Consider the following 25,321-nt stretch of genomic DNA (forward strand, 5'->3'; position numbering starts at 1 on the left):
ATCGAGAGACTGGGGAAAAAGAGAGCATTTTGCAGTGGATAAGGGGGTGTTAGATTTTTCGTAGGACAGTTATAACTCATCACAAAACTTAGGAACTCAATTGATAATACTTATTACATAACAAAAAATGATGTTGTTCATGTATTCCTAGTAGATCGATACTTTGAATTAAATTAGGGTGATTCGCTAACGGATCAACAAAACGGATATGACCTGCTATATCATCATCGATATTTTCAACTATCAATTTTAATAGTTTCGTTTCTTTATCCAATTCTGCCAACATAAACGGAGCTTTCATTGGCTTTTTATTTTTATCTTGATATGCTTCGTAAACATTTGCACTTCCGGTCAAATATGTCTTGTTCCTCTGTAACGCAGCAACTGGCTTGGTGATAAGTACATAAATCTTACTTAATCGACGAAACCATTTCATCATTAAATAAATATAGGTGGTAATATGTTTCACCCCATGACCACTTATTTTCTTTAGGACGCCCCCATTCTTGGCCTGAATATTTACCAAGCTCTTCTTCCTTTTCCTCTCGCTGTCTATATATCTTCTCAAAGTGTTCTTTCATATGGATACTTTTCAAAAATACATCTCTCCTTCTCTACTTCTATCACATTTTAAAATGAGACCTATACTCATTTTGTTATGGTTGCTTATAATAGTTCAAGCCATTCAATGCTTATTTCTATATTATATAAGGTTTTTTGTATCCTTTCTCCCCTATTCGGAACTAACCTTTTATGTCACGATTATATTTAGTTAGATGGACAGGTGATTTTTGTATTGTATAGTTTTTGTATAGGTATTTAGTTTATAATAAATAAGTTAATCAAATGAAAAATAAGGCAAATGGTATAGACATTATTAGCTTGACAGGGCGTTTCGTCCGGGTTACTTTGTCTTACCAGTAGAATACGCAGATAAAAGAATGTATATACAAAAGGTTGAGTTAGCAAACACCTAATAACTAGATGTAATAATTCCTGGTAAGAATATCACCCTTCATTAGACTTATCAGACAATCATGGAGTTGATAACTTGAAAAAGAAATTATTCATTTTTGTAGCTTTTATAATTATTTTAAGCATTATCTTTGCCATCATCTTAAAATCAAAGACCAATTCACCTGTAAAGAAAGGCGAATTAATGGCGGAACACTTTATTAAAAATCACCTAACCGAAGAAAATGGACTAATAAAAAACGATTTGCTAGAGGAATCCCACGTCTATTTATCTGAATCCATTGGTTTATGGATGACATATTTAGTAGAAAAGAAAGATAAAGCTGAGTTTGATCTTCAAGCTAATCTACTACAAGATTACTTTATGGAAGATAATTATTTAATTAGTTGGAGATTAATTAATACAGAAAAGGCTAGTTCTAACGCTCTAATAGATGATTTAAGGATTATATCGTCCTTAATAAAAGCATCTGAAACTTGGGGGGATTCCAAATATCACAAGCTAGCTATGTCAATCGCGAAAGATGTCTCTCAGTATAACATGGTTAATGATAATTTTATTAATCATGTAGATATTGAAACGAAATATCAAGGCGACTTTTTAACATTAAGCTATTTAGATCCAGAAGCAATTCGATTTTTACACGAAGAAAAATTAATTACAGAAGAACAATATCTAAAAAATCGCGAGATATTAATTCAGGCGCCGATATCTGAACATGGTTTCTTCCCATTAACTTATTATCCGGATAACGACGAGTATGAATTTGCTACAGAAGTTAATTTAATTGATCAATATTATGTTGGTTATTATCGAGCATTATGGGATGGAGATGTCTCATCTCTAGTACGTTTTACAGAAGAAACTTTAGAAAAGTACGACAATATCTTGTTCGGGAGATTTTCTGCTGATCATAAAAAGCCTACCGTGGACTATGAAGGTGCTTCGGTTTATGCTTTAGCTATTCTGATGTGTTTAGAAGTGGAAGAGTATGATTTGGTACATACCCTCATGGAGAGTATGAAAGGTTTACAAATCTCAGATTCGTACGATGAATACTATGGAGGCTATATAGACGTAATTAGTTTGGATACACACGCTTTCGATAATTTATTACCATTACTTGCTGAGAGGAAGGCACTAGATGAAGGAATTAATAAGTGAAGATAAAGTTTTCCTATCTAAAATGTTATTATTCATCCTTATTTATCTCTTCATGTTTTCCTCTCTATGGTCACATGATGAGGTTGGAAAATTATTATTTATTATGTTTGTTATTATTTCTAGTATTTCAATAATGTTTGGTATTTTACCTAGTTTGATTATTAGTTTACTTTTTCTATTTGTCATTGGTTCTGCACTCTTATATCTAACTTTACAATCAACAAACACAACCTTGCTGTCAACTAGTTTTATATCAATGCAAAACTTTGTTATTTATGGGATTGGATTACTTATTACAAATCTACTAGGTGGAACCATTCAACAACAAATAACAAAAATCATACTTGAAAGAAATCAGTTAAAACAAGAAGTGGAACAGTTCGTTGCTATTGACCCTGATACTTTTTTTGATAATGCAAAAAGGTTGGAAATGGAAGTACAGACTGAGATGAAACGTATCAACCGACATAATGGGCTTTTTTCTATATTATTTTTAGAGTTAGATTACTATAAAGAATTTCTTAAAGCATATGGTCATAAAGAAATGGAACATCTGCTTCGAACGATTGGAGAGAAGTCGAGTAATATTCTTCGTTTTTCCGATAAAAAGTTCAGATATACAGATAACAAATTCGCCTTCTTATTAATTGAAACGAGTGAAGATAAAGTGGAAATTGTTGCAGAAAAGCTAGCTAATAGTCTTCAAACACACACCTTACTAAATGGTAAAAAGGTAACATTAGAATTCCATATAAGTTATGAAGAATATAATAGCGAGATGAAAAACATCGATTACTTAGATTTTATTCAAAGTGTAGAAAGAGAGACTGTTTTTTATGATTTATAGAAAGCATCTTTGGTTACTCGTTATCATCATCTTTTTTCTACAACCGACAACTATTCTAAGTCTCGAATCAAATTTTTCAGACCAGCGAGACGAAAGAAAAGTTAGCCTTATTTATTACGGATTAGATCAGGAGACCGCAGCAAATGTTCATTTTCTAGATAGTATATTAAGCGGATTGTTTGAAGAGGTAGAGGTAATAGAATTGAAACAATTCGAATTGGGGCATTTAGATCATCAAGACATTGTTATCTATTACTCTGTGCATCAATTATCTCAACAGGCTGATATCCAAAAAATCCAAAACCTCCGTACATTCACGGGATTCGTTCTTGGTATTGGTCCGGGAGCAACTGATTTACCTCAATATGAACAATGGTCTTTTTTAAGTGAAAATAAGGTCCACAAAATAGAAGAAAAATACTTAGACTTTCCAGTTACTGTCTTAAACATAGACATTCCTAACGAGGCAGAGGTCATTGCATACGGGGAAAGTTTAGATATACAAGTTCCAATCATTATTAAGGATGGTAGGACAAGCTTTATTAACTTAGATAGCGTGCGAACAGAAGTGAAGTTTAGTGTTACGCGAAGTTTATATCAAATTTTCGACTTACCTACACCAGCTTTTCATCCTGCTTATTTACGATTGGAGGATATCTCACCAGTAGCCGATCCAGATTTAGTGTTAGAAACAGGCATGTTTTTAATTGAAAAAGGCATTCCTGTATATCTTGCAGTCATTCCAGTCTACTTGAATCCGGAAACAGGCGAAGAAATTACTATAGAGGATACACCAGAATTGAAGAAGGTGCTTGAGCATCTTGTAAATAATGGCGCTTATATTATTTCCCATGGATATACACACACGTACCGCTACTCTGAAACAGGGGAAGGTTTTGAGTTTTGGGATTCGGTTGCTAACCAGCCAATTACAACTTTAAATCAATACGATCCAGTAGAAGAGATTAAACAACCTAGTGAATTCGCTAACCTTCAAGAATATGAAACTTATATTCATTCATTAAAACAAGTAGAAACAGAATATACACAATTGAAATTAACAAATTCTATACACTCGCTTACCAAATGGGGATTCCCGCCGGTTGCTTTTGAAGCTCCACATTATACGATGAGCTCTAACGGTTATAAAATTACTTCCGAATACTTTTCTGCGTTATTTGGACAGCTACAAGTATCAGACCAAGATTGGCGTGTTATGATAAGTCCCTTGTTCATAAGTCAGCCTTCCATTTTGGATGGAATGACGTTATACCCTGAAACAATTGGTTTTGTAGATTTAGAATCTTCGAACCCAATCGAGGACATAGAGAACGCTATTCAAGATGTAACTAGTGTGCCTGGAGCAGTCATCGGAGGATTTTATCACCCATATTTAGGATTAGAGTATTTAGAGGAATTAGTCCATCTATTAGAACAGATTCCGAATTTACAATGGATAGAATTAAATCAAACTAAACAACACGTAGAAACTGAATTTGTTCAAATTTCATTACCTGGTGATGGTCAAATCCAAGTAATCGAAAATATACCTTGGCAAATTCAATGGAAAAATACTTGGAAGAATAACTCGTTTGAAGTCGTGCTTTGGGGAGTCGTAATACTTACTACTTTATTTGTACTGTTATTCACTCTCTATATCTTTACCATGCGATTTCATTATCGGAAACGGCTATTTAAGGAGAGACTATGATGGCTAATTATCTATTTTATACCTCACTCATCGTAATTTGGATTATGCTCTTATACCATATGTTTTTAGCACAAGGTGGATATCGACATTTCAGAAACTTCGACAAAGTAATCCCCTCATGGGAACGAGAAATGGCAAAAATTGATTTACCTACTGTCAATGTGTTTATCCCTGCACACAATGAAGAAGTTGTCATTAGACAAACATTGAAAGCGATGGCTAGATTACATTATCCAAAAGACAAATTACAAATCATTTTAATTTGTGATAACTGTAGTGACCGTACGAAAGAAATTGGCGATGAATTTGCTGCGAACTATCCTTTTATTCGTGTTATCGAAACTAAAGGAGTATATAAAGGTAAAGGTAAATCCAGTGCTTTAAACTATGCTTTAAAACAATCGAATGGTGAAGTTATTGCCGTTTATGATGCGGATAACACTCCTGAACGAAAAGCTGTCTGGCATTTAGTGATGGGCTTAGTCAATGATCAAAAGGCTGGAGCAATTGTAGGTAAATTTAGGGTCATCAATGCAGCAAGAACATGGTTAACAAAATTTATTAATATCGAGACTATTACTTTCCAATGGATGGCCCAAGCCGGGAGATTTCGTTGGTTTCGAATTACTACCATTCCCGGCACTAACTTCGCTATTAGAAGAAAGATTATGGAAAAGCTCGGTGGTTGGGATACCTCCGCTTTAACGGAAGATACAGAATTAACGATTCGTGTATATAGCCTCGGATATCATATCCGCTTCTTCCCTGCTGCTATTACATGGGAGCAAGAACCGGAGACTTTACATGTATGGTGGAGACAACGAACGAGATGGGCCCGCGGTAATCAATATGTGGTACTTAAATTTCTAGGAAGAATGTTTAGTCTAAGAAGTAAGAAAATGATGTTCGATATCATTTATTTCTTTTTTACTTACTTTCTCTTTTTCTTCGGTGTCATATTATCTAACATTCTCTTTATTGTTAATTTATTTTATGATTTAAATTTATCAATTGGTAATGTCGCCTTAATATTGTGGGCTATGGCATTCTTACTGTTCTTAACGGAGATTATGATTACTCTAAGTATTGAGAAGAACCAATTAACGATAAAAAATATGTTATACGTAGTGCTCATGTATTTTACTTATTCCCAAATGTGGATAGCTTTAGTCATTTATGCATTGATTCTAGAAACGAAAAGAATGATTAAAAAAGAAGAAAATGTGTGGTACAAAACGGAGCGTTTTTCAGTAAAAGAAAAAGGAGACAAAGTGTCTTGAAAAGAATCCATCTCTATTTTATCTCATTCATATTTATCATATTTGCTTTACCTAGCTTTATTTTATCAGCAGAAACAATCGAGTTAGAAGAAATCACCATCGAAACTACGAATACTAACAAACAACCCTTAACGACAACACCAATTGAAATGTATGGACCTACTGCAGAAGCTAATTTTTATTATGAGATTACTTCTGATATTTCAGACGGAGAATATTTTGTTGAATTCAGTATTACTAAGTCTTCTCTATTAATTGAGCCATCTTCCCTTACGATTGAAATCGATGGTATACCAGTAAGAACAGTCTCGTTAACTAATGATTCTGCCGAAAAAATTCGAGTTGATTTAAAAAACTCAGCTCTAGATATTGGTATTCATACCATAACAGCTAATTTTTCTGGATATGTGGTAGCCGGAGTTTGTACTCCTCAAAATACATCAGGAAATTGGATAACGATACAACCAAGTTCTTATATTCAGCTAGCAACTGCAACAGCTGAAGAATATAGTTTGGCAGATTATCCACAAGGCTTTACCGGTTCCGACATGAACGTTACAACTATCATTATTCCAAGCAATAGTACAACGTCTACGTTACAAAGTGCCCATATGGTAGCTAACTATTTATCTGCTCTATCTAGTGAAAATAGTATTCAAGTCTTGAACGAAGATGAAGTTAAGGCATTAAAAGGTAATGTAATAATCGTAGGTGCAATCGACGAATTTGATACGACTTGGACAAATGAAATACTTGCTCACACTAATCAAGAGAACTGGCAAGAAGGAACTTTAGATATTTCTCAACATACACTTACTCAAAACAAAAAGAATGTACGAGCTTTACTAGTAACGTCTCAAGAAGCAAATGCCATCTTAGATAAAATTAAAATTTTAACTCACCAAGCATTGATCGAACAACTATCTGGTGAATCCCTTCAAATCATAGAATTACCTGTATTACCTGATGGACAGGCGACTAATGAAATAAGTTTTCAAGATTTTGGTTTAGAAGATACTTTGTTAGATGGACAACAAGCAAAAACACAAACATATTATAGTTATTTACCCATCGACAAAAATAGATTAAGTCAACCGTCGATAGAGCTTTTATTAAAGCGTTCAGATCGAATCAAAAATGCTAGTCAAGATGATTTATCTGCCCTATCTGCCAATGTAGAATTTATTGTATATATTAACGAAGTTCCCCATGCAGTAGATATGCATGCAGTAGAAGAAGATACTGACGGAAATATAAGTGTTAAGATCCCATTGGATAAAGATACTCTGCAAGAAAATCGACTTGTTTCTATGCGACTAGAAACAAGCGGATTACGTACAGAAAACCCTTGTATTGCGACAGATCAAAACAATTGGATTTACGTGTATCAGGACAGTAAACTCGTATTACCCGCTAATCAAGAAGATGGAGAAATGGATTTTAATCACTTCCCTTTCCCATTCTCTGATGGAAATAACAATTTAATTATTGCGGTTCCAGAGGAAGGTATATCTAACCAAAACATACAAGAGTTATTTAATATATTTACGATAAATAATCAAATCCCTCCTATTCAATTACTCTCTTCCTCTGACTTAACTGAAGAGCATATGAAAAAAGGAAATATCGTTTTTATCGGATCGATTAAAGATCATGCAATTCTACGTGATGTAGAAAATGACTTAATCGTACGTTACGATGAATATAAGCCACTATTAGGAGAACATGGATTTATAGATAGCGAAGTAGATTATTATAGTTTTATACAAACTAACCCTTGGAATGAAGATTATATGATGGTAGTATTTGATTATTTGAAAGAATCCCAGAATTATGTCACTTCTGAATTTATGAATTTCTTGTTCAATACATCTACTCCAGCTTCCATTGCAGTACAAACAGGACCTAGCTCTTTCTATACGAATAGCTTACAGTTGGAATCAGTACAAGAAACTAATGATATCCAAGAAGAGGTCACTGCCAATAATGAATGGGTGATATGGGGAGTAGGATTTTTGCTTTTACTAGCTACGATAGCTATTTTAATTTTTGTAGTGGTGAGAAGGAAGAGAATTAATTAAACAATCCAATACCTCGATATATGGTGGATGAGATGGGTACCGTTGTTTAATTTCAAAAGGAGAAATGATTGTTTAGCCTATCATTTCTCTTTTTCATATTTATTTTGAATCTTTTCATAACTTTTTGATTTAAATATCCACAATAATCATTGTAGAGATTTTGTATAGTTTTGTGATGTATTGTTGTTTAGGTTGAGCTTTTTTATTTACCTTGCGCCTTTATTAGGTATTTAGTCCCGTTCTTAGAACCACTGAGGATAAGGAGAGATTTTTATGTATAAGATATATGACTTTACATATGAAGAACTACTCAAAATGGCTTTTACAGATGAATTAACACAACTTGCCAATTATCGTAAATTCAAATATTGTTTACAAGAGCACATTCATAGTTTTTATGAAACCCAAAAACCATTCGCCATTTTATTTATGGATATTAACCACTTTAAGCAAGTCAATGACAAACATGGTCACTCTACTGGCGATAAGCTATTAATAGAATGTTCTTCCATCCTAAAACGAATAGCAAATAGATATGATGAGCAGATATTCCGAAAATCAGGAGATGAGTTCTTACTTTTAGTACAGAACATCGAACATCTTTTTCACATGATTCATGATATCCAACATAAATTACAGAATCCTCTCCATATAAACGAGAAAATGATTCGTTGTCAAATGAGCATAGGTTATAGTATATACCCGATTCACGGCCAAACTGAAGAAGAGTTATTTGATTATGCGGATAAGAAGATGTATTTAAATAAGGAACAGTTGGAGACTATAAAATAGCAGTAGGATGAACTGAGTTCCTAAGAATCCATTATAAATTCTATGCTCTCACTTAAAAAGGAGAATTGATTGGTACATTTATCATTTCTCCTTATCATATACCTCCTTAATCTTTTCATAGCTTTCTAAGGTTCCAATATCATAACTCTTCCCATCAAATTTATATGCCTGTACTTGCCGATGTTTTATGAGCCATGGGATAAAATTACCCGGTGCATCAGGATTATTACCTTCTAGTAAATAATCATGAATGAGCGGTAACGTTTCTTGTTTATAAAGATAACAAGGTGGTACAGCTAAATTAGATTTCGGTTTCTCAGGCTTTTCCTCAAAGGACTGAATATTATTTTCTGCATCTACTGTTACCACACCAGTTTGTTGTAACTCCTCATAATCCTCAAGTTCAAATACTGCTATGCAATCCTTCTTCACTTGATCGAAAAAATCCACAAAGTCTGTTAATTCAAAATCAAAAAGATTATCCCCTGCAAGAACTAAAAGGTCATCTCTTATATCTGCATGTTTAATAACATATTGGATATCAGCAATGGCTCCAAGTCGGTTATCGTTAGTTGTTGTTTCATCATTAATAACAACCAGCTCTTTACTGCCAAAATAAGTAGATTTCCATTCGATAAAATGCGGATAAAATTTATCATTTGTGACAATGTAGATGCCATCTATCACTTGTACTTTCTCTATCTTTTCGATTAAATAATCTAATATTGTTGTGTCGCCAATAGACAGTAATGGCTTTGGTTTATTTTTCGTTAGTGGATATAATCTAGTGGCATAGCCTGCTGCTAAGATAATGGCTTTCATGATTTCACCTCAATGTTCTTTATAAGTAGAATTTAATTATCTACAGTATAGATAAAATTATAGCGCTAATGAAAGAATTATTAAAGAACAAGCAACAAGCTTCTATCCCGGCATCTAGTTTCGATAACTATGATGAACCTGTCACTATTGATATTAATGAAGTACCTAGCGAGACTGTAAAAGTATCAGAGGATAATTCACAAACAGATCAAAATGATACTGATCAACAAACTGCGACAAACAACGAGACACATACTAAAGATTCGAATGAACTACCGAATACGGCAACGAGCCTATATAACATTTTAACAATCGGTATTCTATTGATTGCAGCTGCGCTCACTCTATACATTTACAATAGAAGAAAAGTTAATAACCAATAAAACCTTTTATGATGAGAAGTCGTTCTTTAGCAATTTCTCCTTTTCCATTATTAATAACTACTTTAATCTCTGACTTCTTGCTCAGAACTTCACAAATTGATTGGCCGCTGAAGAAAGATACTCCATAATCAGAGTATCCCTCCTTCACTAATCCCTACTAAATATATCTCTCGTGTAGACTTTATCTTTTACATCTTTTAAATCATTAGAAAGCCTATTCGCAATAATAACATCAGACATCTCCTTAAACTCTTTGAATCCTTTAATTACTCTAGAGTTATAGAACAATTCCTCTTCTAATGCTGGCTCATAAATTACAACCTCAATACCTTTTGCTTTTATACGTTTCATAACACCTTGAATCGCTGATTGACGGAAGTTATCGGAATTAGTTTTCATTGTGAGACGATAAATCCCAACTACCTTAGGATTTTCCTTAATAATTTGATCTGCTACATGGTCTTTCCTCGTGCTATTCGCATCGACAATTGCTTTAATAATATTGTTCGGTACATCCTCATAATTCGCTAATAGCTGCTTTGTATCTTTTGGTAAGCAGTAACCACCATAACCAAATGATGGATTATTATAATGTGTCCCGATGCGTGGATCTAAGCCGACACCTTCGATAATCTGTTTTGTGTCTAATCCTCTGATTTCTGCATAGGAATCCAATTCATTGAAAAATGACACACGCATTGCTAAATATGTATTTGCAAATAGCTTAATAGCTTCCGCCTCTGTAGAATCAGTGAATAGAATTGGAATATCCTCTTTTACTGCTCCCTGCGCTAATAGACTAGCAAATACTTCCGCACGTTCTGATTTTTCACCAACAACAATACGAGATGGATATAAGTTATCATATAACGCTTGGCCCTCACGTAAAAATTCTGGAGAGAATATGACATTATCAGTATTATATTTTTCCCGTACTTCTTTTGTAAATCCAACAGGTATCGTAGATTTAATTACCATTACAGCATCTGGATTAAACTCTAAAACTTTCTTGATTACAGATTCTACAGAAGATGTATCGAAATAATTACGCTCTGAATCATAGTTTGTTGGAGTTGCTATTATAACATATTCTGCATATCTAAATGCCTTTTCGTTATCAGTTGTAGCCATTAAATTTAATTCTTTCGTTTCAAGAAATTGCTGAATTTCTTCATCTACTATTGGCGATTTTTTTGCGTTAATTAAATCTACTTTTTCTTGCAATATATCTAAGGCAGTTACATCATTATGTTGAGCAAGTAGAACTGCATTAGATAAGCCAACGTAACCAGTACCTGCTACGGTTATTTTCATTACTTTCACCCCTAGTCTCATTCTATTTATCTTTTAATTTATAATATCGTACATACCAATCCGCAAATTTCTGTAAGCCTACGTCTATCGGTGTTTTCGGTTTAAATCCTACTGCTTCTTGCAATAGTTTGGTAGATGCGTATGTTGCAGGAACATCTCCAGGCTTGATTGGCTCAAATTCCTTTTTGAATTCGACTTTCTTCCCTAGAGCATTGCTAAATGCCTTTTCCAATGTTTCTATAAACACCATTAGCTTTTCTGGATTGCTGTTTCCAATATTATAAACCTTGTGTTGGACATCTTCAGAATGAGGTGGGTTACTTAAAAGACGGACAATCCCCTCGACAATATCATCAATATAAGTGAAATCACGGTACAAATCATTTTCAAAATCACCATTATTAAATATCTTAATCGATTCATCATTAAAGTATTTGTTCGCAAATCCAAAATAAGCCATATCCGGCCTACCTATTGGTCCGTAAACCGTAAAGAAACGCAATCCTGTAGCAGGTATCTTATACAGATGACTATATGTATGAGCCATTAACTCATTGGATTTCTTCGTCGAAGCATATAAGGAAACTGGCGTATCAACAAAGTCAGATTCTTCAAATGGTACTTTTTTATTAGCTCCATATACCGAACTAGAGGAAGCATATACTAAATGGTCTACAGGAAAAGAGCGACACGCTTCCAAGATATTATAGAAGCCGATTATATTACTTTGAATGTACACATCTGGATTTTCGATTGAGTAACGAACCCCAGCTTGCGCAGCTAGATTAACAACATAGTTAGGTTTATGTTCTTCGAAGATTTTTTGAATAGCTTCTTTGTTCGCTATGTCATCTTTGATAAAAGTAAAATTTTCAAAAGGTTCAAGCATTTCTAAGCGCTTTTCTTTTAAGTTGATATCGTAATAGTCATTGATATTATCTAACCCGATAACTTGGCATCCTTCTTCAAGTAGTCGCTTAGATAAGAAACTACCGATAAAGCCAGCTGCACCGGTAATAAGGTAGGTTTTATTTTTTTCTAAAGGTTGGTAAGCCATTTGAGACACTCCTGAAATACAAAATTAACTAAAATAAAATTTTTTTAATGGTTAATGAAATCTGGCATATAAAAACATATTAATTTTTATTAACTATTGCTTGGTATTGTTTCGAAAAATAATCACGATAATCTCCAGAAATAATGTTATTCCACCAATCTTCATTTTCTATATACCATTTAATAGTCTGTTGAATACCAGTATCAAAATTATAAGCGGGTTTCCAACCTAATTGTTCAAGTTTTGTTGGGTTAATAGCATACCGTTTATCGTGACCTAAGCGGTCTTCAACAAATTCTATTAGATCTTCTGATTTATCTAACGATTTTATAATTGTTTTAACTACATCTAAATTTGTTTTTTCATTATGACCGCCAACATTGTAAACTTCGCCATTTAAGCCCTTATGTAGTACTAAATCTATTGCTGTGCAGTGATCATAGACATGTAACCAATCGCGAATGTTCTTACCATCACCATATACTGGTACCTTTTCATTATTTAACACTCTAGATATAGTTAAAGGAATTAATTTTTCAGGGAAATGATAAGGCCCATAATTATTTGAACACCGAGTAATATTTATCGGTAAATCGTATGTCTCATGATAAGCACGTACTAGAAAGTCTGATGAGGCCTTGCTAGCGCTATAAGGACTATTGGGTTGCAATGGAGTTTCCTCAGTGAAAAAAGTATTTGGGTCAAAGTCTAATTCACCATATACTTCATCTGTTGATACATGGACAAATTTTGAAACCGCAAATTCTTTTGAGGCATCCAATAATACTTGTGTACCGATAATATTCGTTTTTGTAAATATTTCTGGATCTGTTATGGAACGATCTACGTGACTTTCCGCAGCAAAATGAACAACATAGTCAAAGTTCTCTCTTTCAAAATGTGTAAAGATAGATTTTCTATCCGCTATATCACACTGAATGAAATGATAGTTTTGTTTATTTTCTATATCTTTATGTTTTGTTAAATCACCAGCATATGTTAGTAAATCTAAATTGTAAATGTCGTAATTCGGATAATTATTCACCAAGTAATGAACAAAGTTTCCGCCAATAAATCCAGCCCCGCCAGTAATTAGGATTTTCTTTTTTGTCATCTTATCCACCTCTATTGAATTCAATAATATATCTTTTAAGAGCACTTTCCCAATCGGGTAAAGGAGCAAAACCAGATTTAATTAATTTTGACTTTGATAATCTTGAGTTTTTGGGACGTAAAGCACGAGTAGGATACTCTTCTGTCGAAACAAGGTTAACTTTTACTTCTTTTTTTAACATTTTAAATGTTTCTAATGCTAATTCTGCCCAACTGCAATACCCCTCATTGGAAGCATGATAAGTTCCGTATTTTTCTGTATCAATCATATCAATTATTAGGTGTGCCAAATCATATGTATAAGTCGGTGATCCTATTTGATCATTTACAATATTTAATTCATTTTTCGTTTCTGAAAGACGAATCATAGTTTTAACGAAATTATTACCATTTATACCGAACACCCAGGAAATGCGTATTATAAAATGTTTTTCTATTAAACCTTTAACTATTTGCTCGCCCTCATATTTTGTTTCTCCATAATAATTTATTGGGTTAGGAACAGATGTCTCTGTAAATGGTAGATTTCCTTCTCCATTGAATACATAATCAGTACTAATATAAACGAATTTAGCGTTAATAGTTTTAGCAATTTCAGCAAGATATTTGGTCCCATTAACATTAACATTATAACAATCACTCTTATTATCTTCGGCATTGTCTACAGCCGTATAAGCTGCACAATGTATAATAACATCGGGCTTTAATTTTCTAATAAAGTCTTCAACATGACTTTTATTAGTAATATTTAAATCCTTTGAAGATATTCCAACTATTTCATGATTACTATTCAATCCTACTCTTACAACATCATAACCCAATTGACCACTGTATCCAGTTACAAGTACTTTCATATTTAATAATCACCATACTTAAAATTAATATCTGCATCTTTTATCTTTGGCGCATTAATATCCTTATCAGAGAGAATAGGTTCTATATTCGTGGGCCAATCAACACCGATTTCAGGATCATTCCATAAAATACTTCTATCATCTTCTGGAGAATAAAACTCGTCTACTTTATATTGAACCTCAACATTGTCTGTTAATGTTAAAAATCCATGTGCAAATCCTTTTGGAATCAATATTTGCTTTTTATTTTCTGCACTCAACTCAATTCCATACCAACTACCATACGTCTTACTTCCTTTGCGTATATCCACTGCAACGTCATAAATTGCTCCTTTTGTACACCTGACTAACTTTGTTTGAGCTTTGGGATTCTTTTGATAATGTAAACCTCTCAAAGTTCCCTTTACAGCAGAAAAAGAATGGTTATCTTGAAGAAAGTTTATGTTTAGTGATTCTTCTCTAAAACTAGATTCATTATAAGTTTCCATAAACCATCCACGATGATCACCATATACTTTTGGTTCTATTATAAAAACGCCTTCTAGATAGGTTTCTAGTATGCTCAAGATAGAACCTCCTTGTTCTTAATATAATTATTAATAGCTTCTTGTTTGGCTAGTCTAATTAAATATTGGCCATATTCATTCTTTTTTAATGGCTCCGCTAATTTTAATAATTCCTCTTTGCCAATATAACCTTTTCGATATGCAATTTCTTCTAAACAAGCAACCTTCAAACTTTGACGTTTTTCTACAGTCTCAATAAATGTTGATGCTTCTAGTAGTGATTCATGTGTTCCTGTATCCAACCAAGCAAAACCTCTACCTAGTAGTTCTACATGTAATTCATCCAATTCGAGATACGCTTTATTTACATCTGTTATCTCTAGTTCTCCTCGATTTGAGGGTGTAATATTTTTAGCAATATCTACAACTCGATTATCATAAAAATATAAACCTGTTACAGCATAAGTAGATTTTGGTTCTAATGGCTTTTCTTCTATTGATATTGCTCTTCCATCCTGATTAAACTCCACTACACCAAAGCGCTCTGGATCTTTAACATTATATCCAAACACAGTAGCTCCACTCTTTCTTACTACTGCCTTCTCTAATAATTCTGTAAAGTTATGACCATAAAAAATATTGTCTCCTAGGATTAAAGCAACATTATCATCACCTATGAAATCTTCACCAATAATAAAAGCTTGTGCTAAACCGTCCGGTGATTCCTGTATCTTATACTGTAAGCTTATGCCTAATTCTAATCCATCACCAAGTAATTGTTCGAAACGCGGGGTATCCTTTGGGGTAGAAATTATTAGTATCTCTTTAATCCCTGCAAGCATTAATACTGACAGCGGATAATAAATCATAGGCTTATCATAGATTGGTAATAATTGCTTAGAAAGAGACTTAGTAAGAGGGTAAAGCCTCGTACCGCTACCCCCTGCTAATATTATTCCTTTCAATTCTGTTCACAACCCTTCTGTATATACTAAAATGAGTTTGTACAAAAGTACTACCTTCTAACATTATTCTCTAGAAAATCTAATAATAAATCAAAATTCTCATTTGCCTTATATAATAAATTTTGAGATAGATTGACTTTACTATCTATGTAACTAAGAATCATTTCTTTTGATTCTTCTTTACTCACGTCAAACAAAGATTTACATCTTTCAGGATATCCAATTTGTTGATAATATCTTATAGTTTTTCCAGGATGCAGTGGAAACGATATAACAGACTTATGGAAAGTGGTTGCAATGATACCTACATGCAGTTTAGGTGTAATTACAGCATCTACATTTGAAATGACTTCAACAAACTCAAGTGGATTGTTAAAATCATAAATTACGGTTTGTTCAGAAGGAAATAACTTATATACTTCTCTCAACTCATCTCCTTTTGTAACATAATCTGTAGTAATTATAAAACCAATATCTTTCCGTGATCCTAGACTATCTAGGATTGCACCTATAACTATATCGTTATATAAATCACTGTTTTTACTGGCTAAATGAATCAAGACCTTCTGTCTATTCTTTAACTTTTCTTGAGAAGAAATCCATGTGTTCTCTTTCTTTATATTAAAGATTGCGTCATTAATAACCTGCGCGGAATCAGACGTTACCCTGATTTCAGATTGAACCCCATAGTTTCTCATATAATCTCTAGATTCTTTATCTCTTACAGAAACAATTTTTGCCTTATTAAAAATATACTTTGCAGTTTTTCTTAAAAACTTTCTTTCTAATGGGCCTGCTCCCACACCTATAATCGCAATTGGTTTTCTTCTCAAAATCATAAAAAGTCCATATGCAAAATAAGTTAAAAATCTATAAATTGATCCTTTTAAATTTTCATTATGCGATTGACCGAAATAACCACCTGAGATATACACCATTCCATCCATAGAAAATAATTCTTTCAACCCTGCTACTTTTATGTTTAAAGCCTCTTTTGAATATTCAGATGCTTTTGTAAAATAAACATCAACATCGTCGAATTTTTTTTCTATTTTTTTATTGAACATGATTGCGAAAAGAGAATCTCCAAAATTAGATCCATGTGTAGCACCACACAATAAAACTTTTTTCATAATCTAACTACCCCTCTTATTTTTTTATTCTATTTAACATATAATTAACTACAATTTTAACTTGTGTTTTTGTGAATTCTGACCAAAACATAAAATATATTATTATAAATGATAAGAAAGCCCAAGCACTAAAAATTATTATTATAAGTAAAACTACCATTAAGTTATTTGTCAAAGTCATATTCAAAATATTTTTCAAATAGATTAAGAACGGAATTACAGAGAACATAAATAAGATAACTGGAATTAAACTCCGTAAAAAATCTTTAATATTAAAGTTTATTAGTTTATAGGTGATAATAACCATTATTGTATAATTACATACCAAAGATAAAGCAACACCTAAACTAATACCGATTAGTCCCCATTGGGATCCTATATAAGAGAAGATAACGACCATCATTGCATAAATAATCTGTATAACTGCTCTGTTATAGACAAACCCCTTAGCTCTAAAAATTGGATCACAAATTTTATAACCCACTCTAAAAAACAGGAATAGCGCTAAGTATTTCAAAGGAACCGAGGCTTCAATCCATTGTTCTCCAAGTAAAGCTATAATTAATTCTTCAGAAAGTAAAAATATTAATACACTCATCGGTAAGTATATTGTTGCGAATACCGTCGTTAATAGAATGAAAATATTACTTAATCGATTATTCTGATTTTGTATTTTGGACATTACAGGGAAAAACACCTGATCTATTACTTGACCCATTAAATGGGCAGGTATCGCCATTAATTGATATGCTCTATTGTACAATCCCAACGAATGTGCTCCCAATGTTCTGGCTATAACGAAATAATCACCTTGATTCGCTGTTACACTAAAGAATCGTGAAATAGTGTAACCACCTCCAAAATGAATTAGTTTCTTAAAGCTTGATTTTGAAAATCCTAACGGATTTTCAATAGGTTGCATAAACCAAGCTATTCCGGTTGCGACAAAGTATTTTATCAACAAGGCAATTACTAATCCCCATACACCGAAACCTAATATTCCTAGAAATATCGCAAAAAAACCATAACTTAATGTACTTATAATATCTTTCACAACAATTATTTTGAATCGTAGATTCCTTTGAAGTAATGATAATGAGACAACTCCAAAACTGTTTAAGATAAAAGACAGTGCGATAATCCTTAGAATCATAACTTCTTCTATTTTAAGTAATTGGGTTAAATAAGGAGCTAAGAGATATACCAATACAAAGCAAATAATACCAAATATAAATGATACAGTAAAACCAGTTTTAATATCGGTATTATCTAATTTTTTCTTTTGAACAATTGCAGGACCAATTCCCATCATCCAAAAGATATCGGTATAGCTTATAATTATAGTTACAGCACTTACTATACCAAACTCTTCTGGGCTGAATATTCTAGCAAGAATAAGGGTTGTTAATAATTGCAAAGTAAAGACAACAATAGATGAAGTTGACATTGTTGCTAATCCCTTAGCTGTTTTACTTTTAAGGTTGTTTTTAGTCAATCTTGTACACCCTTCCAGTCAATTAGAGCTTAAATTAGATCACTATAACACTTACGTGTAAATAAGTTGCTTAACTTTTGTTTTTTTGTTTAGTCTGTCGGTATTTAAGAATCATAATTATCAATATTGGTATAAAGTAAACCATAAAAGATGCTCTGAATATTTCAAAAAAACTGGATCTCACTAGGTTTATTAAAATATAGAATAGCGAATAATATCTAACGATATAAAAATTTTTATTTTTCCCTTCTTTAAATACAAAAAGTTTCGATAACAACTTTCCAATTATTATTGCAATTAGAACAGCATACCAGCCAAAATTAGCATATAAATCTCCTGCTAAAGTCGCTCCAACAGGATAACCTTCTAACTTGTTAATAGTGTTCGAGGAGGGTGAAATCAAGCTATGGAAATCACTAAATAAAAAACCTGCAGGAACTAGAGACGTAAATGAACCTACGAATGTTAAACCATATAAATAAGACTCACTACTAGGCATATGTTTTAGGATAGCAACTACTGAAAAGAATGATAGACCAAACTCAGCAAGTGTTTCATATATTACATCCATCGAAAATAACTCCTCTTTAAAAATACCAAAAAAGGAAAAAAGTGAAGTTAAACTATCAGTTCTAACTTTTCTAATAACTGCTAATAAGTTAAGTAATATCATTGCGACTAGTATGGTTAAAAGTGATTTTCTTAGCGATAATTTTATTCTGTAAATAGCTCCATAGCATAAGAGAATTGCTAAGATACCAGTCACAGGATATCTTCGATCTCCTGTAAGAATCATAATAATTATAAAATAACTGACAGTCGCTATTAAAACTATGAAACCTAATCTTTTATTTTTGGGTAGCCCAGCTAAAATTAAGAGGATACTTGGAACAACCAATATAGCAAAATCATCAGCTAATCCTACATGTTGCTGTATTGCCATATAACTTGAACTAGATTGTGCTTGAATTATACTGTTTAAATCAATGTATAGTCTAAAAGGTACTGAAAAAAACAGAAGTATTATCCCAGAATTATAAAGTAGTTTAGAATCCCCTTGGTCATCATTCTCATCTGACAGTTCTCTGCGCTCTCGTAAATGAAAGTTAGAACTTAACATTAGTCCAGTGTATATGGCTTGTATAAATAGCAAGATATAAAAACTTGTTTCAAACAGCAATTTTTCTGGGTATCTACTCATTAAATCCCAAAAAACGTCAGAGTCTAAATTAAAAGCATGCAAAAAAACTCTTCCAAACATAAATAAGTAAAGTAGAATTATAAACCAGACTCTAAAATCCATATACCTTATTCTTCGATAATACATTTGTAAAATTTGAAAAAACATTAAAATTATGGCCGTTATAGAAATTATAAACGACCAATTCTCAACATTTTCAAAGTTACTGGAAGTTATAACAAATAGAAAATAAATAATTATTAAAAGAAAAAAATTTACTAGTGTGAAAAAGAAATATTTAAATGTTTTTTTATACATATTTACTAATCCTTTATTATAAAATAAAAATAATCTTTCCATTTTTCAGCTATTTTTTGAGGGTCTAGAACATCTAAAATCTCAGTTGCACGGTCACTCAACTTTTTTGACAAATTCTCGTCTTGTATTATTTCTGCGATTCCATTAGCCATTCCCTCTATATCATCTACATCCACAAGAATGCCCCTTCTACCATTGTCAGTTAGATAAGCTGGACCTCCTGGCGGACAATTTGTAGCTAATACTGGTACTCCAACTCCCATTACTTCTATTAAGACATTTGGTATACCTTCATTTCTAGATGGTAAGACAAAAACTGATGAGTTATACACCTCTTTAGAAACATTTTTTACCGTGCCAGGAAATACAACATATTTTTCTATGTTTAAGGTTTTTATTAATTTTTTATACTCATTTAACAAAGGTCCTTCCCCATAAATTACCAGTAAGTAATCCGGATATTTTTCATTAATTTTTGCAAATGCTTTAATTAATACATCGATTCCTTTTCTGTATTCAAAACTAGCTGCAGCAGTAGTAATCAGTTTTTCTCTTTTTCCATCAAATGGTTTTTGATATTCATTAACATCTAAGTAAGGATTAGGTATCACTGTTGATTTATCCAATATCTTCTTACCATAAAATCTCATAGCCTGATTAGTTTGAAAGACTAAACCATGACAAAAGCTAAAGTTTATTTTATTAATTATCTTCCAAATTTTCGAATAACTTTCTGGTGCGTTCCTTTCAGAACCAACTAATTTTATTTTTTTAAAAATAGTTGCAAGTCTGCTTATAAATAAAGCATCTGCACCAAATGCACATACTAATACGGGTTCAATATGCTCTATTTCTTCTCTTAATTTTTTTATAACTTCGATCTTATAATTTAATTTTTCCCTTACCGATCTTCCAGTTCTATAGTTTAATTTTCTAATTGAAATCTGCTTATTGACTTCTATTAATGTTTCCTGAGGCGAAAGTGAAATTAAATAAACTTTGTCAAATAACGTGGTACACGATTTTGCCACAAATGCTATCATCTTCTGTGCACCACCATAGCCTAGGTTATTTACTACAAATACTATACTTCTATTAATCCTCATATTCTCTTCCTTTTTTATAAAATACTATACTATTTTATATGTATGTTCATTTTTTCCTCTAACATATCATGACTAATTTTTATACTTTTAAGGAATTCACTTCTTGATTTTGATATTGTTCTAATATCTAATGAATGATACCATTCATACAATTCATTACCCACATTATAGTAATTGTCTTTCTCAATAATGAAACCTATCCCTAATCGATGTGATATTTTTTCCATATATGTGTTTTTAAAAACTATAATGGGGATGTTTAAATAGATTGCATAATATAATTTTATAGATATTGCTGTATCAACAAATTTATTGCCAACATCATATAAAGCATAAATAATATCCACATCTTTTAAAATATTAGGAGTTTCAGAGGGATCGAACCTACCTCTTTGCACTACGTTTTGAATTTTCTTATCTTTAATATATTCACCTATCATTTCTGTTCCTGCTCCTATAAAATGCAATATATATCTATTATCGTTTGCCAATTCATCAATAAGCTTTATTGCATGTTGTGGAAAGTTCATATATCCTAAATATAAAATCTTGATTGGTTTATCCTTTGGTTTTAAATTAGTATGAGGTGACAATTCTCTTAAAAATCTATTATTTAGACTGTGAATCATTAAATAGTCTTTTTTTGGTAAAAAAGGAATAAATGCATCTGATGCAACCGTTGTAAATGCAGAAGGTTCAATTGCTTTTTTTAATCTGTTAAAAACAAAAAAAAGGTTAAAATGATGATAATCTCTTATGTTAAGACAATATTTACCCGCGAAATTCCTTTTTAGAACATCTGCAAACATAAATGCTGTAAATTCATTCCACACTATTATAAAATCATAATTATTCTCTATGAGTATTTTTGTTGCGAATCTTTTAAAACCCCAATAATGTATCCACTTTCTTATAAAACTCCATTCCTTTTTTATATTTAATTCATATTTATACGCATTACTAGCATTATGACTCTCATCAATTTGATATTTATCTATATAAATAATATCATAATCAATATTATGCTTATCCATATAATCTGTATATAGGGCTGATAATGTCATATGTTTTAAGTTACTAGTACTTAATAAACAAATTTTTTTTGCCATGATTATACACCCACTTTAAGATTTAAAAATATTATTATTACTAAGACTTTATGACTTTTTCCAGTATACTTTTAGATTTTGCGTTAAATGCTGTTATTGAAAAAAGCTCTTTAAAGACACTCATAGTATTCTTCTTCATTTGACTGAGTTCATTTAAGTCATATCCTGCTACCAATTCTGCCACCTCTTTAAATCGTTCTTCCGAAACATTAATTCCTATTTTATATTTTTCTACAAGTTCAAAGGTGTCAGCTTTAATATTATTTATAATTGGTAGTCCCGATGCAAAATAGTCTATTGACTTCATAGTTAATCCAACACAGACAGTTTTCTTCATTATATTTATTCCAAAATTACATTTTCCTAAAATTTCACTCTTTATTTTTTCATCGTATATTTTTCCGTGAAATTGCACTGTAACACCAAATTTACTAACTTCTTTTATGAAATCCTCTCTCTTTTCACCATCCCCAATAATGTGTAAAGTAACTGGTTTTAACTTATGGATCTCAGCCAAGGTTTTAGCTATTAGTGGAATATCTATAATATTATTAATAGAACCTAAATAACAAATATTCATCTTATTAGCGCTAATTTCATTTATAATATTGTGAGTTTTCGTTTCCTTTGTAAGATATAGTACATCTGTTTCTTTTTCGTTTAGTATACCTTGAAGATTCCGTTGATATAATTTACACTCTGTAATTACAAAATCTGCTTTCCTCAAGTTTTTATTTCTTAAATTTCTCCATAATAGAAAAGGAATTGTTAAAGTTTTTTTTGCTGCTAGTGATGGAAATGTTTCTGGCCATAAATCATATACATCGAATATTAATTTTATATCATTCTTTTTGCGAAGGGTAGCAGCAATTTTCCCAAGATAATTTGGTGGTAACATTACGTATAGAATATCCGGTTTAATTTCCTTTATTTTCTTATATACTTTTTTAGAAAAAGTGTAATGAGAATAAATTCTTTTAATCGATAAATTATTCTTGTATCTAGGGACACGTACTTGAATTGTACCTTTCCTGTCAAGATTATATCTTTCCTTATTAATGTGATCATAATCAGATGTAATATATGTTACATCATATCCCATGTTTTCTAAATGCAATTGTATGAATTTTAATCTGTTATCATAATAATTAAAACAACTGACAAGAACAGCCTTCATTTATTCTCGCTCCTAGCTTGTGTTTCTGAAATATAAATAGATTCATTAAAGTCTCTAACATGATATTCATAGAACAAATTACACTTATCATTTTTATAAGTTAGATTCCCGAAAAGTTTATTAATAATAGGAATTTTATTTTTTGATAGCTTTATTAATGGATTCATCCACTTTACTAACTTTATATTTTTATTTTTTGCTCTCGCAATCTGCCTTACCATTTCACTAGTGCTAACATATTCTTTATTTTGAGGTAGAAACACACCTGCCATTTGATTATCTATAAGTATTTTAATTAATTCCGATAAATTATCAATGTGTATCATACTTCGGTTATTATTTATGTCTGGAAAAAATGGTGATTTTTCAACTAATTTTGATAATTTCTTATAATTACCCTTACACCCTTTCCCATAGATCATAGGTGGACGAATAATTGAGCACTTAAATTTATCGTTACTTATAGAATTAATTAGCAACTCTGCTTCTAGTTTTGATTTACCATAATTTTTTTGGGGTTTAGGAACAGTATCTTTACTAATTGTCCCATTATCTAGTCCATAAACACTCATAGAACTCAAAAATATAAAATGTTTTACCCCTTCTTTTTTTGCCTTTTTGGAAATCTCGAAAGATAAGTCTCTATTAACTTTAAAGTAAAGTTCTTTATTTTCTTTCGTTTCCTTTTGGTGTGCAATACCGGCTACATGTAAAATAGCATCATAAGGAGAAAAATTGTGTGTTTTCCAAGAATCATCTCGAACACTAATTTTATTTATTTCATACTCTCCAGGATAGTTATTTAACCACTTCTCCAAGGAATTACCTACATAACTATTTTTACCAGTGATTAATACTTTCTTCATTTAGAAACCGTCTCCTTATCACTAGCTAGTCTATCTTCATGGCTTCTAACAACTTCTCCTTCTATTACACCGTCACTCTTCATGACACTAACAATTGTGCCAAAGAAGCATTTTACGTCCATGCTTAAACTCATTTTTTTTACATATTCCCCATCTAAGCTTGCTTTTACATCAATAGGTAATTCATCTCTTCCATTTATTTGTGCCCAACCAGTCAAGCCAGGCATTACATCATTTGCACCATACTTTTCTCTCTCTGCAATTAAATCGTATTGATTCCATAATGCGGGTCTTGGTCCTATAATACTCATATCTCCTCTAAATATATTCCATATTTGTGGTAGTTCGTCTAGTGATGTTTTCCTTAGGAATCTACCTACTCTAGTAATATAGTTTTCGGGATTACTAAGTAAATGTGTCGGTGTATCTTTAGGTGTATCTATTTTCATTGTCCGGAATTTTAGTATATTAAAATGCGTTTTATTAATCCCTACACGTTTTTGTTTGAATAGAACAGGACCTCTAGAGTCTAATTTAATAGCTAAAATAAGTATTATGAAAACAGGTGATAATAGAATCATACCTATTAAAGATAGCAGAATATCAGACAATCTCTTCACTCTTATGTACATAAGTTTCACCTCAATGTAGTAAACTTTAATTCTTTTTTAACAAATAAAAAATTAAATGCATAAAGCGTAAATATTATAGAATAATATAAGTGCTTATGTGAATGAATTTCATAATTCTTATAACACGTCTCCCAACGGTTCTGAGAGTTAAAAAAAGAAGCACCTCCCCAAATCTTGTATAATGGTAATATCTACAAAACCATAAAAAGACTGAAGGAGTGCTTCTTATGACCATTATACGACAAACTAGCTTATTTGGCATTCAAGAACTATACGACATGGAACCTACCCAAAAATATGAGGCTATTATATCAGCGATAAATTTGGATAAAATTTATTACAAAATAACGAAGAAATCACGAAAAGGTGCGCCAGAAGAATTAAATTATGCAGCGATGATTATTTCTACTTTTGTAAGGTATGTCGAACGCATCCCAACG

25 protein-coding genes and 1 pseudogene are annotated in these 25,321 nt (G+C 31.8%); 8 read left to right on the forward strand and 18 right to left on the reverse strand.

Annotated elements, in window-relative coordinates; genetic code table 11:
- Positions 1-88: 88 nt before the first annotated feature.
- Both GGQ92_RS08085 and GGQ92_RS16405 read right to left on the reverse strand, forming a co-directional pair.
- Positions 89-469 carry a hypothetical protein gene (locus GGQ92_RS08085; protein WP_246384222.1) on the reverse strand — a complete coding sequence of 127 codons (381 nt, stop codon included), beginning with the start codon at positions 467-469 and terminating at the stop codon, positions 89-91.
- Positions 411-596, reverse strand: a complete 186-nt coding sequence (locus GGQ92_RS16405; protein WP_246384234.1) for a hypothetical protein — start codon at positions 594-596, stop codon at positions 411-413. Before GGQ92_RS16405 ends, GGQ92_RS08085 begins: the two co-directional genes overlap by 59 nt.
- Before the next feature lie 455 nt (positions 597-1,051).
- Between GGQ92_RS16405 and GGQ92_RS08090 the strand changes: the two genes are divergently transcribed.
- From GGQ92_RS08090 to GGQ92_RS08115, 6 genes are all read left to right on the forward strand, one after another.
- Positions 1,052-2,140: a glycosyl hydrolase family 8 gene (locus GGQ92_RS08090; protein ID WP_184246886.1), complete on the forward strand. Its 1,089-nt coding sequence runs from the start codon at positions 1,052-1,054 to the stop codon at positions 2,138-2,140.
- Positions 2,121-2,987 carry a diguanylate cyclase domain-containing protein gene (locus tag GGQ92_RS08095; RefSeq protein ID WP_184246889.1) on the forward strand — a complete coding sequence of 289 codons (867 nt, stop codon included), beginning with the start codon at positions 2,121-2,123 and terminating at the stop codon, positions 2,985-2,987. Before GGQ92_RS08090 ends, GGQ92_RS08095 begins: the two co-directional genes overlap by 20 nt.
- Complete coding sequence (locus GGQ92_RS08100; RefSeq protein WP_184246892.1) at positions 2,977-4,698, forward strand: DUF2334 domain-containing protein; 1,722 nt, start codon at positions 2,977-2,979, stop codon at positions 4,696-4,698. The genes GGQ92_RS08095 and GGQ92_RS08100 overlap by 11 nt, the downstream gene beginning before the upstream one ends.
- Positions 4,698-5,978, forward strand: a complete 1,281-nt coding sequence (locus GGQ92_RS08105) for a glycosyltransferase family 2 protein (protein WP_184246895.1) — start codon at positions 4,698-4,700, stop codon at positions 5,976-5,978. Before GGQ92_RS08100 ends, GGQ92_RS08105 begins: the two co-directional genes overlap by 1 nt.
- A complete protein-coding gene (locus GGQ92_RS08110; protein WP_184246897.1) occupies positions 5,975-8,059 on the forward strand; it encodes a cellulose biosynthesis cyclic di-GMP-binding regulatory protein BcsB in 2,085 nt (694 codons plus the stop codon). The genes GGQ92_RS08105 and GGQ92_RS08110 overlap by 4 nt, the downstream gene beginning before the upstream one ends.
- A gap of 273 nt (positions 8,060-8,332) precedes the next feature.
- On the forward strand, positions 8,333-8,851 hold the full coding sequence (locus GGQ92_RS08115; protein WP_184246900.1) for a GGDEF domain-containing protein: 519 nt from the start codon (positions 8,333-8,335) through the stop codon (positions 8,849-8,851).
- 81 nt (positions 8,852-8,932) lie between these two features.
- Here GGQ92_RS08115 and GGQ92_RS08120 read toward each other — a convergent pair whose 3' ends face one another.
- Positions 8,933-9,673, reverse strand: a complete 741-nt coding sequence (locus tag GGQ92_RS08120; protein ID WP_184246903.1) for a nucleotidyltransferase family protein — start codon at positions 9,671-9,673, stop codon at positions 8,933-8,935.
- Positions 9,674-9,741: 68 nt separating this feature from the next.
- On the opposite strand from GGQ92_RS08120, the gene GGQ92_RS08125 reads away from it, so the two are divergent.
- Entirely contained in the window at positions 9,742-10,056 is a 315-nt protein-coding gene (locus GGQ92_RS08125) for an LPXTG cell wall anchor domain-containing protein (protein ID WP_184246907.1), read from the forward strand.
- On the opposite strand, the gene GGQ92_RS08130 is transcribed toward GGQ92_RS08125, so the two are convergent.
- From GGQ92_RS08130 to GGQ92_RS08200, 15 genes are all read right to left on the reverse strand, one after another.
- The gene (locus tag GGQ92_RS08130) at positions 10,043-10,204 is read right to left on the reverse strand and encodes a hypothetical protein (protein ID WP_184246910.1); all 162 of its coding nucleotides are present in this window, start codon (positions 10,202-10,204) and stop codon (positions 10,043-10,045) included. The two genes, GGQ92_RS08125 and GGQ92_RS08130, sit on opposite strands and share 14 nt — an antisense overlap.
- The gene (locus GGQ92_RS08135; RefSeq protein WP_184246913.1) at positions 10,204-11,370 is read right to left on the reverse strand and encodes a nucleotide sugar dehydrogenase; all 1,167 of its coding nucleotides are present in this window, start codon (positions 11,368-11,370) and stop codon (positions 10,204-10,206) included. Before GGQ92_RS08135 ends, GGQ92_RS08130 begins: the two co-directional genes overlap by 1 nt.
- Positions 11,371-11,392: 22 nt before the next feature.
- Positions 11,393-12,427: a GDP-mannose 4,6-dehydratase gene (locus tag GGQ92_RS08140; protein ID WP_184246916.1), complete on the reverse strand. Its 1,035-nt coding sequence runs from the start codon at positions 12,425-12,427 to the stop codon at positions 11,393-11,395.
- 79 nt (positions 12,428-12,506) lie between these two features.
- A complete protein-coding gene (gene rfbB / locus GGQ92_RS08145; RefSeq protein WP_184246919.1) occupies positions 12,507-13,541 on the reverse strand; it encodes a dTDP-glucose 4,6-dehydratase in 1,035 nt (344 codons plus the stop codon).
- A gap of 1 nt (position 13,542) precedes the next feature.
- Positions 13,543-14,394 carry a dTDP-4-dehydrorhamnose reductase gene (gene rfbD, locus GGQ92_RS08150; protein WP_184246922.1) on the reverse strand — a complete coding sequence of 284 codons (852 nt, stop codon included), beginning with the start codon at positions 14,392-14,394 and terminating at the stop codon, positions 13,543-13,545.
- Between the two features lie 2 nt (positions 14,395-14,396).
- Positions 14,397-14,960: a dTDP-4-dehydrorhamnose 3,5-epimerase gene (gene rfbC / locus GGQ92_RS08155; protein ID WP_184246925.1), complete on the reverse strand. Its 564-nt coding sequence runs from the start codon at positions 14,958-14,960 to the stop codon at positions 14,397-14,399.
- Positions 14,957-15,865: a glucose-1-phosphate thymidyltransferase RmlA gene (rmlA, locus tag GGQ92_RS08160; protein ID WP_184246927.1), complete on the reverse strand. Its 909-nt coding sequence runs from the start codon at positions 15,863-15,865 to the stop codon at positions 14,957-14,959. Before rmlA ends, rfbC begins: the two co-directional genes overlap by 4 nt.
- A gap of 50 nt (positions 15,866-15,915) precedes the next feature.
- Positions 15,916-16,998: a polysaccharide pyruvyl transferase family protein gene (locus GGQ92_RS08165; RefSeq protein ID WP_184246930.1), complete on the reverse strand. Its 1,083-nt coding sequence runs from the start codon at positions 16,996-16,998 to the stop codon at positions 15,916-15,918.
- A gap of 16 nt (positions 16,999-17,014) precedes the next feature.
- Complete coding sequence (locus GGQ92_RS08170; RefSeq protein ID WP_184246933.1) at positions 17,015-18,493, reverse strand: lipopolysaccharide biosynthesis protein; 1,479 nt, start codon at positions 18,491-18,493, stop codon at positions 17,015-17,017.
- Between the two features lie 70 nt (positions 18,494-18,563).
- Positions 18,564-20,033 carry an O-antigen polysaccharide polymerase Wzy gene (gene wzy / locus GGQ92_RS08175; protein WP_343068793.1) on the reverse strand — a complete coding sequence of 490 codons (1,470 nt, stop codon included), beginning with the start codon at positions 20,031-20,033 and terminating at the stop codon, positions 18,564-18,566.
- A complete protein-coding gene (locus tag GGQ92_RS08180) occupies positions 19,997-21,097 on the reverse strand; it encodes a glycosyltransferase (RefSeq protein WP_184246939.1) in 1,101 nt (366 codons plus the stop codon). Before GGQ92_RS08180 ends, wzy begins: the two co-directional genes overlap by 37 nt.
- A 29-nt stretch (positions 21,098-21,126) precedes the next feature.
- On the reverse strand, positions 21,127-22,206 hold the full coding sequence (locus GGQ92_RS08185) for a glycosyltransferase family protein (RefSeq protein ID WP_184246942.1): 1,080 nt from the start codon (positions 22,204-22,206) through the stop codon (positions 21,127-21,129).
- A 40-nt stretch (positions 22,207-22,246) separates the two neighbouring features.
- On the reverse strand, positions 22,247-23,383 hold the full coding sequence (locus GGQ92_RS08190) for a glycosyltransferase (protein ID WP_184246945.1): 1,137 nt from the start codon (positions 23,381-23,383) through the stop codon (positions 22,247-22,249).
- Positions 23,380-24,249 (reverse strand): NAD-dependent epimerase/dehydratase family protein, encoded by an 870-nt coding sequence (locus GGQ92_RS08195; protein ID WP_184246948.1) that lies wholly within the window; start codon positions 24,247-24,249, stop codon positions 23,380-23,382. Before GGQ92_RS08195 ends, GGQ92_RS08190 begins: the two co-directional genes overlap by 4 nt.
- Positions 24,246-24,881 carry a sugar transferase gene (locus tag GGQ92_RS08200; RefSeq protein ID WP_184246951.1) on the reverse strand — a complete coding sequence of 212 codons (636 nt, stop codon included), beginning with the start codon at positions 24,879-24,881 and terminating at the stop codon, positions 24,246-24,248. Before GGQ92_RS08200 ends, GGQ92_RS08195 begins: the two co-directional genes overlap by 4 nt.
- A gap of 227 nt (positions 24,882-25,108) precedes the next feature.
- Between GGQ92_RS08200 and GGQ92_RS08205 the strand changes: the two are divergent.
- Positions 25,109-25,321: pseudogene (locus GGQ92_RS08205) on the forward strand (IS5/IS1182 family transposase); the annotation flags it as partial.

The organism is Gracilibacillus halotolerans (genome assembly GCF_014206945.1).
In the GTDB taxonomy this organism is placed as follows: Bacteria; Bacillota; Bacilli; order Bacillales; family Amphibacillaceae; genus Gracilibacillus; species Gracilibacillus halotolerans.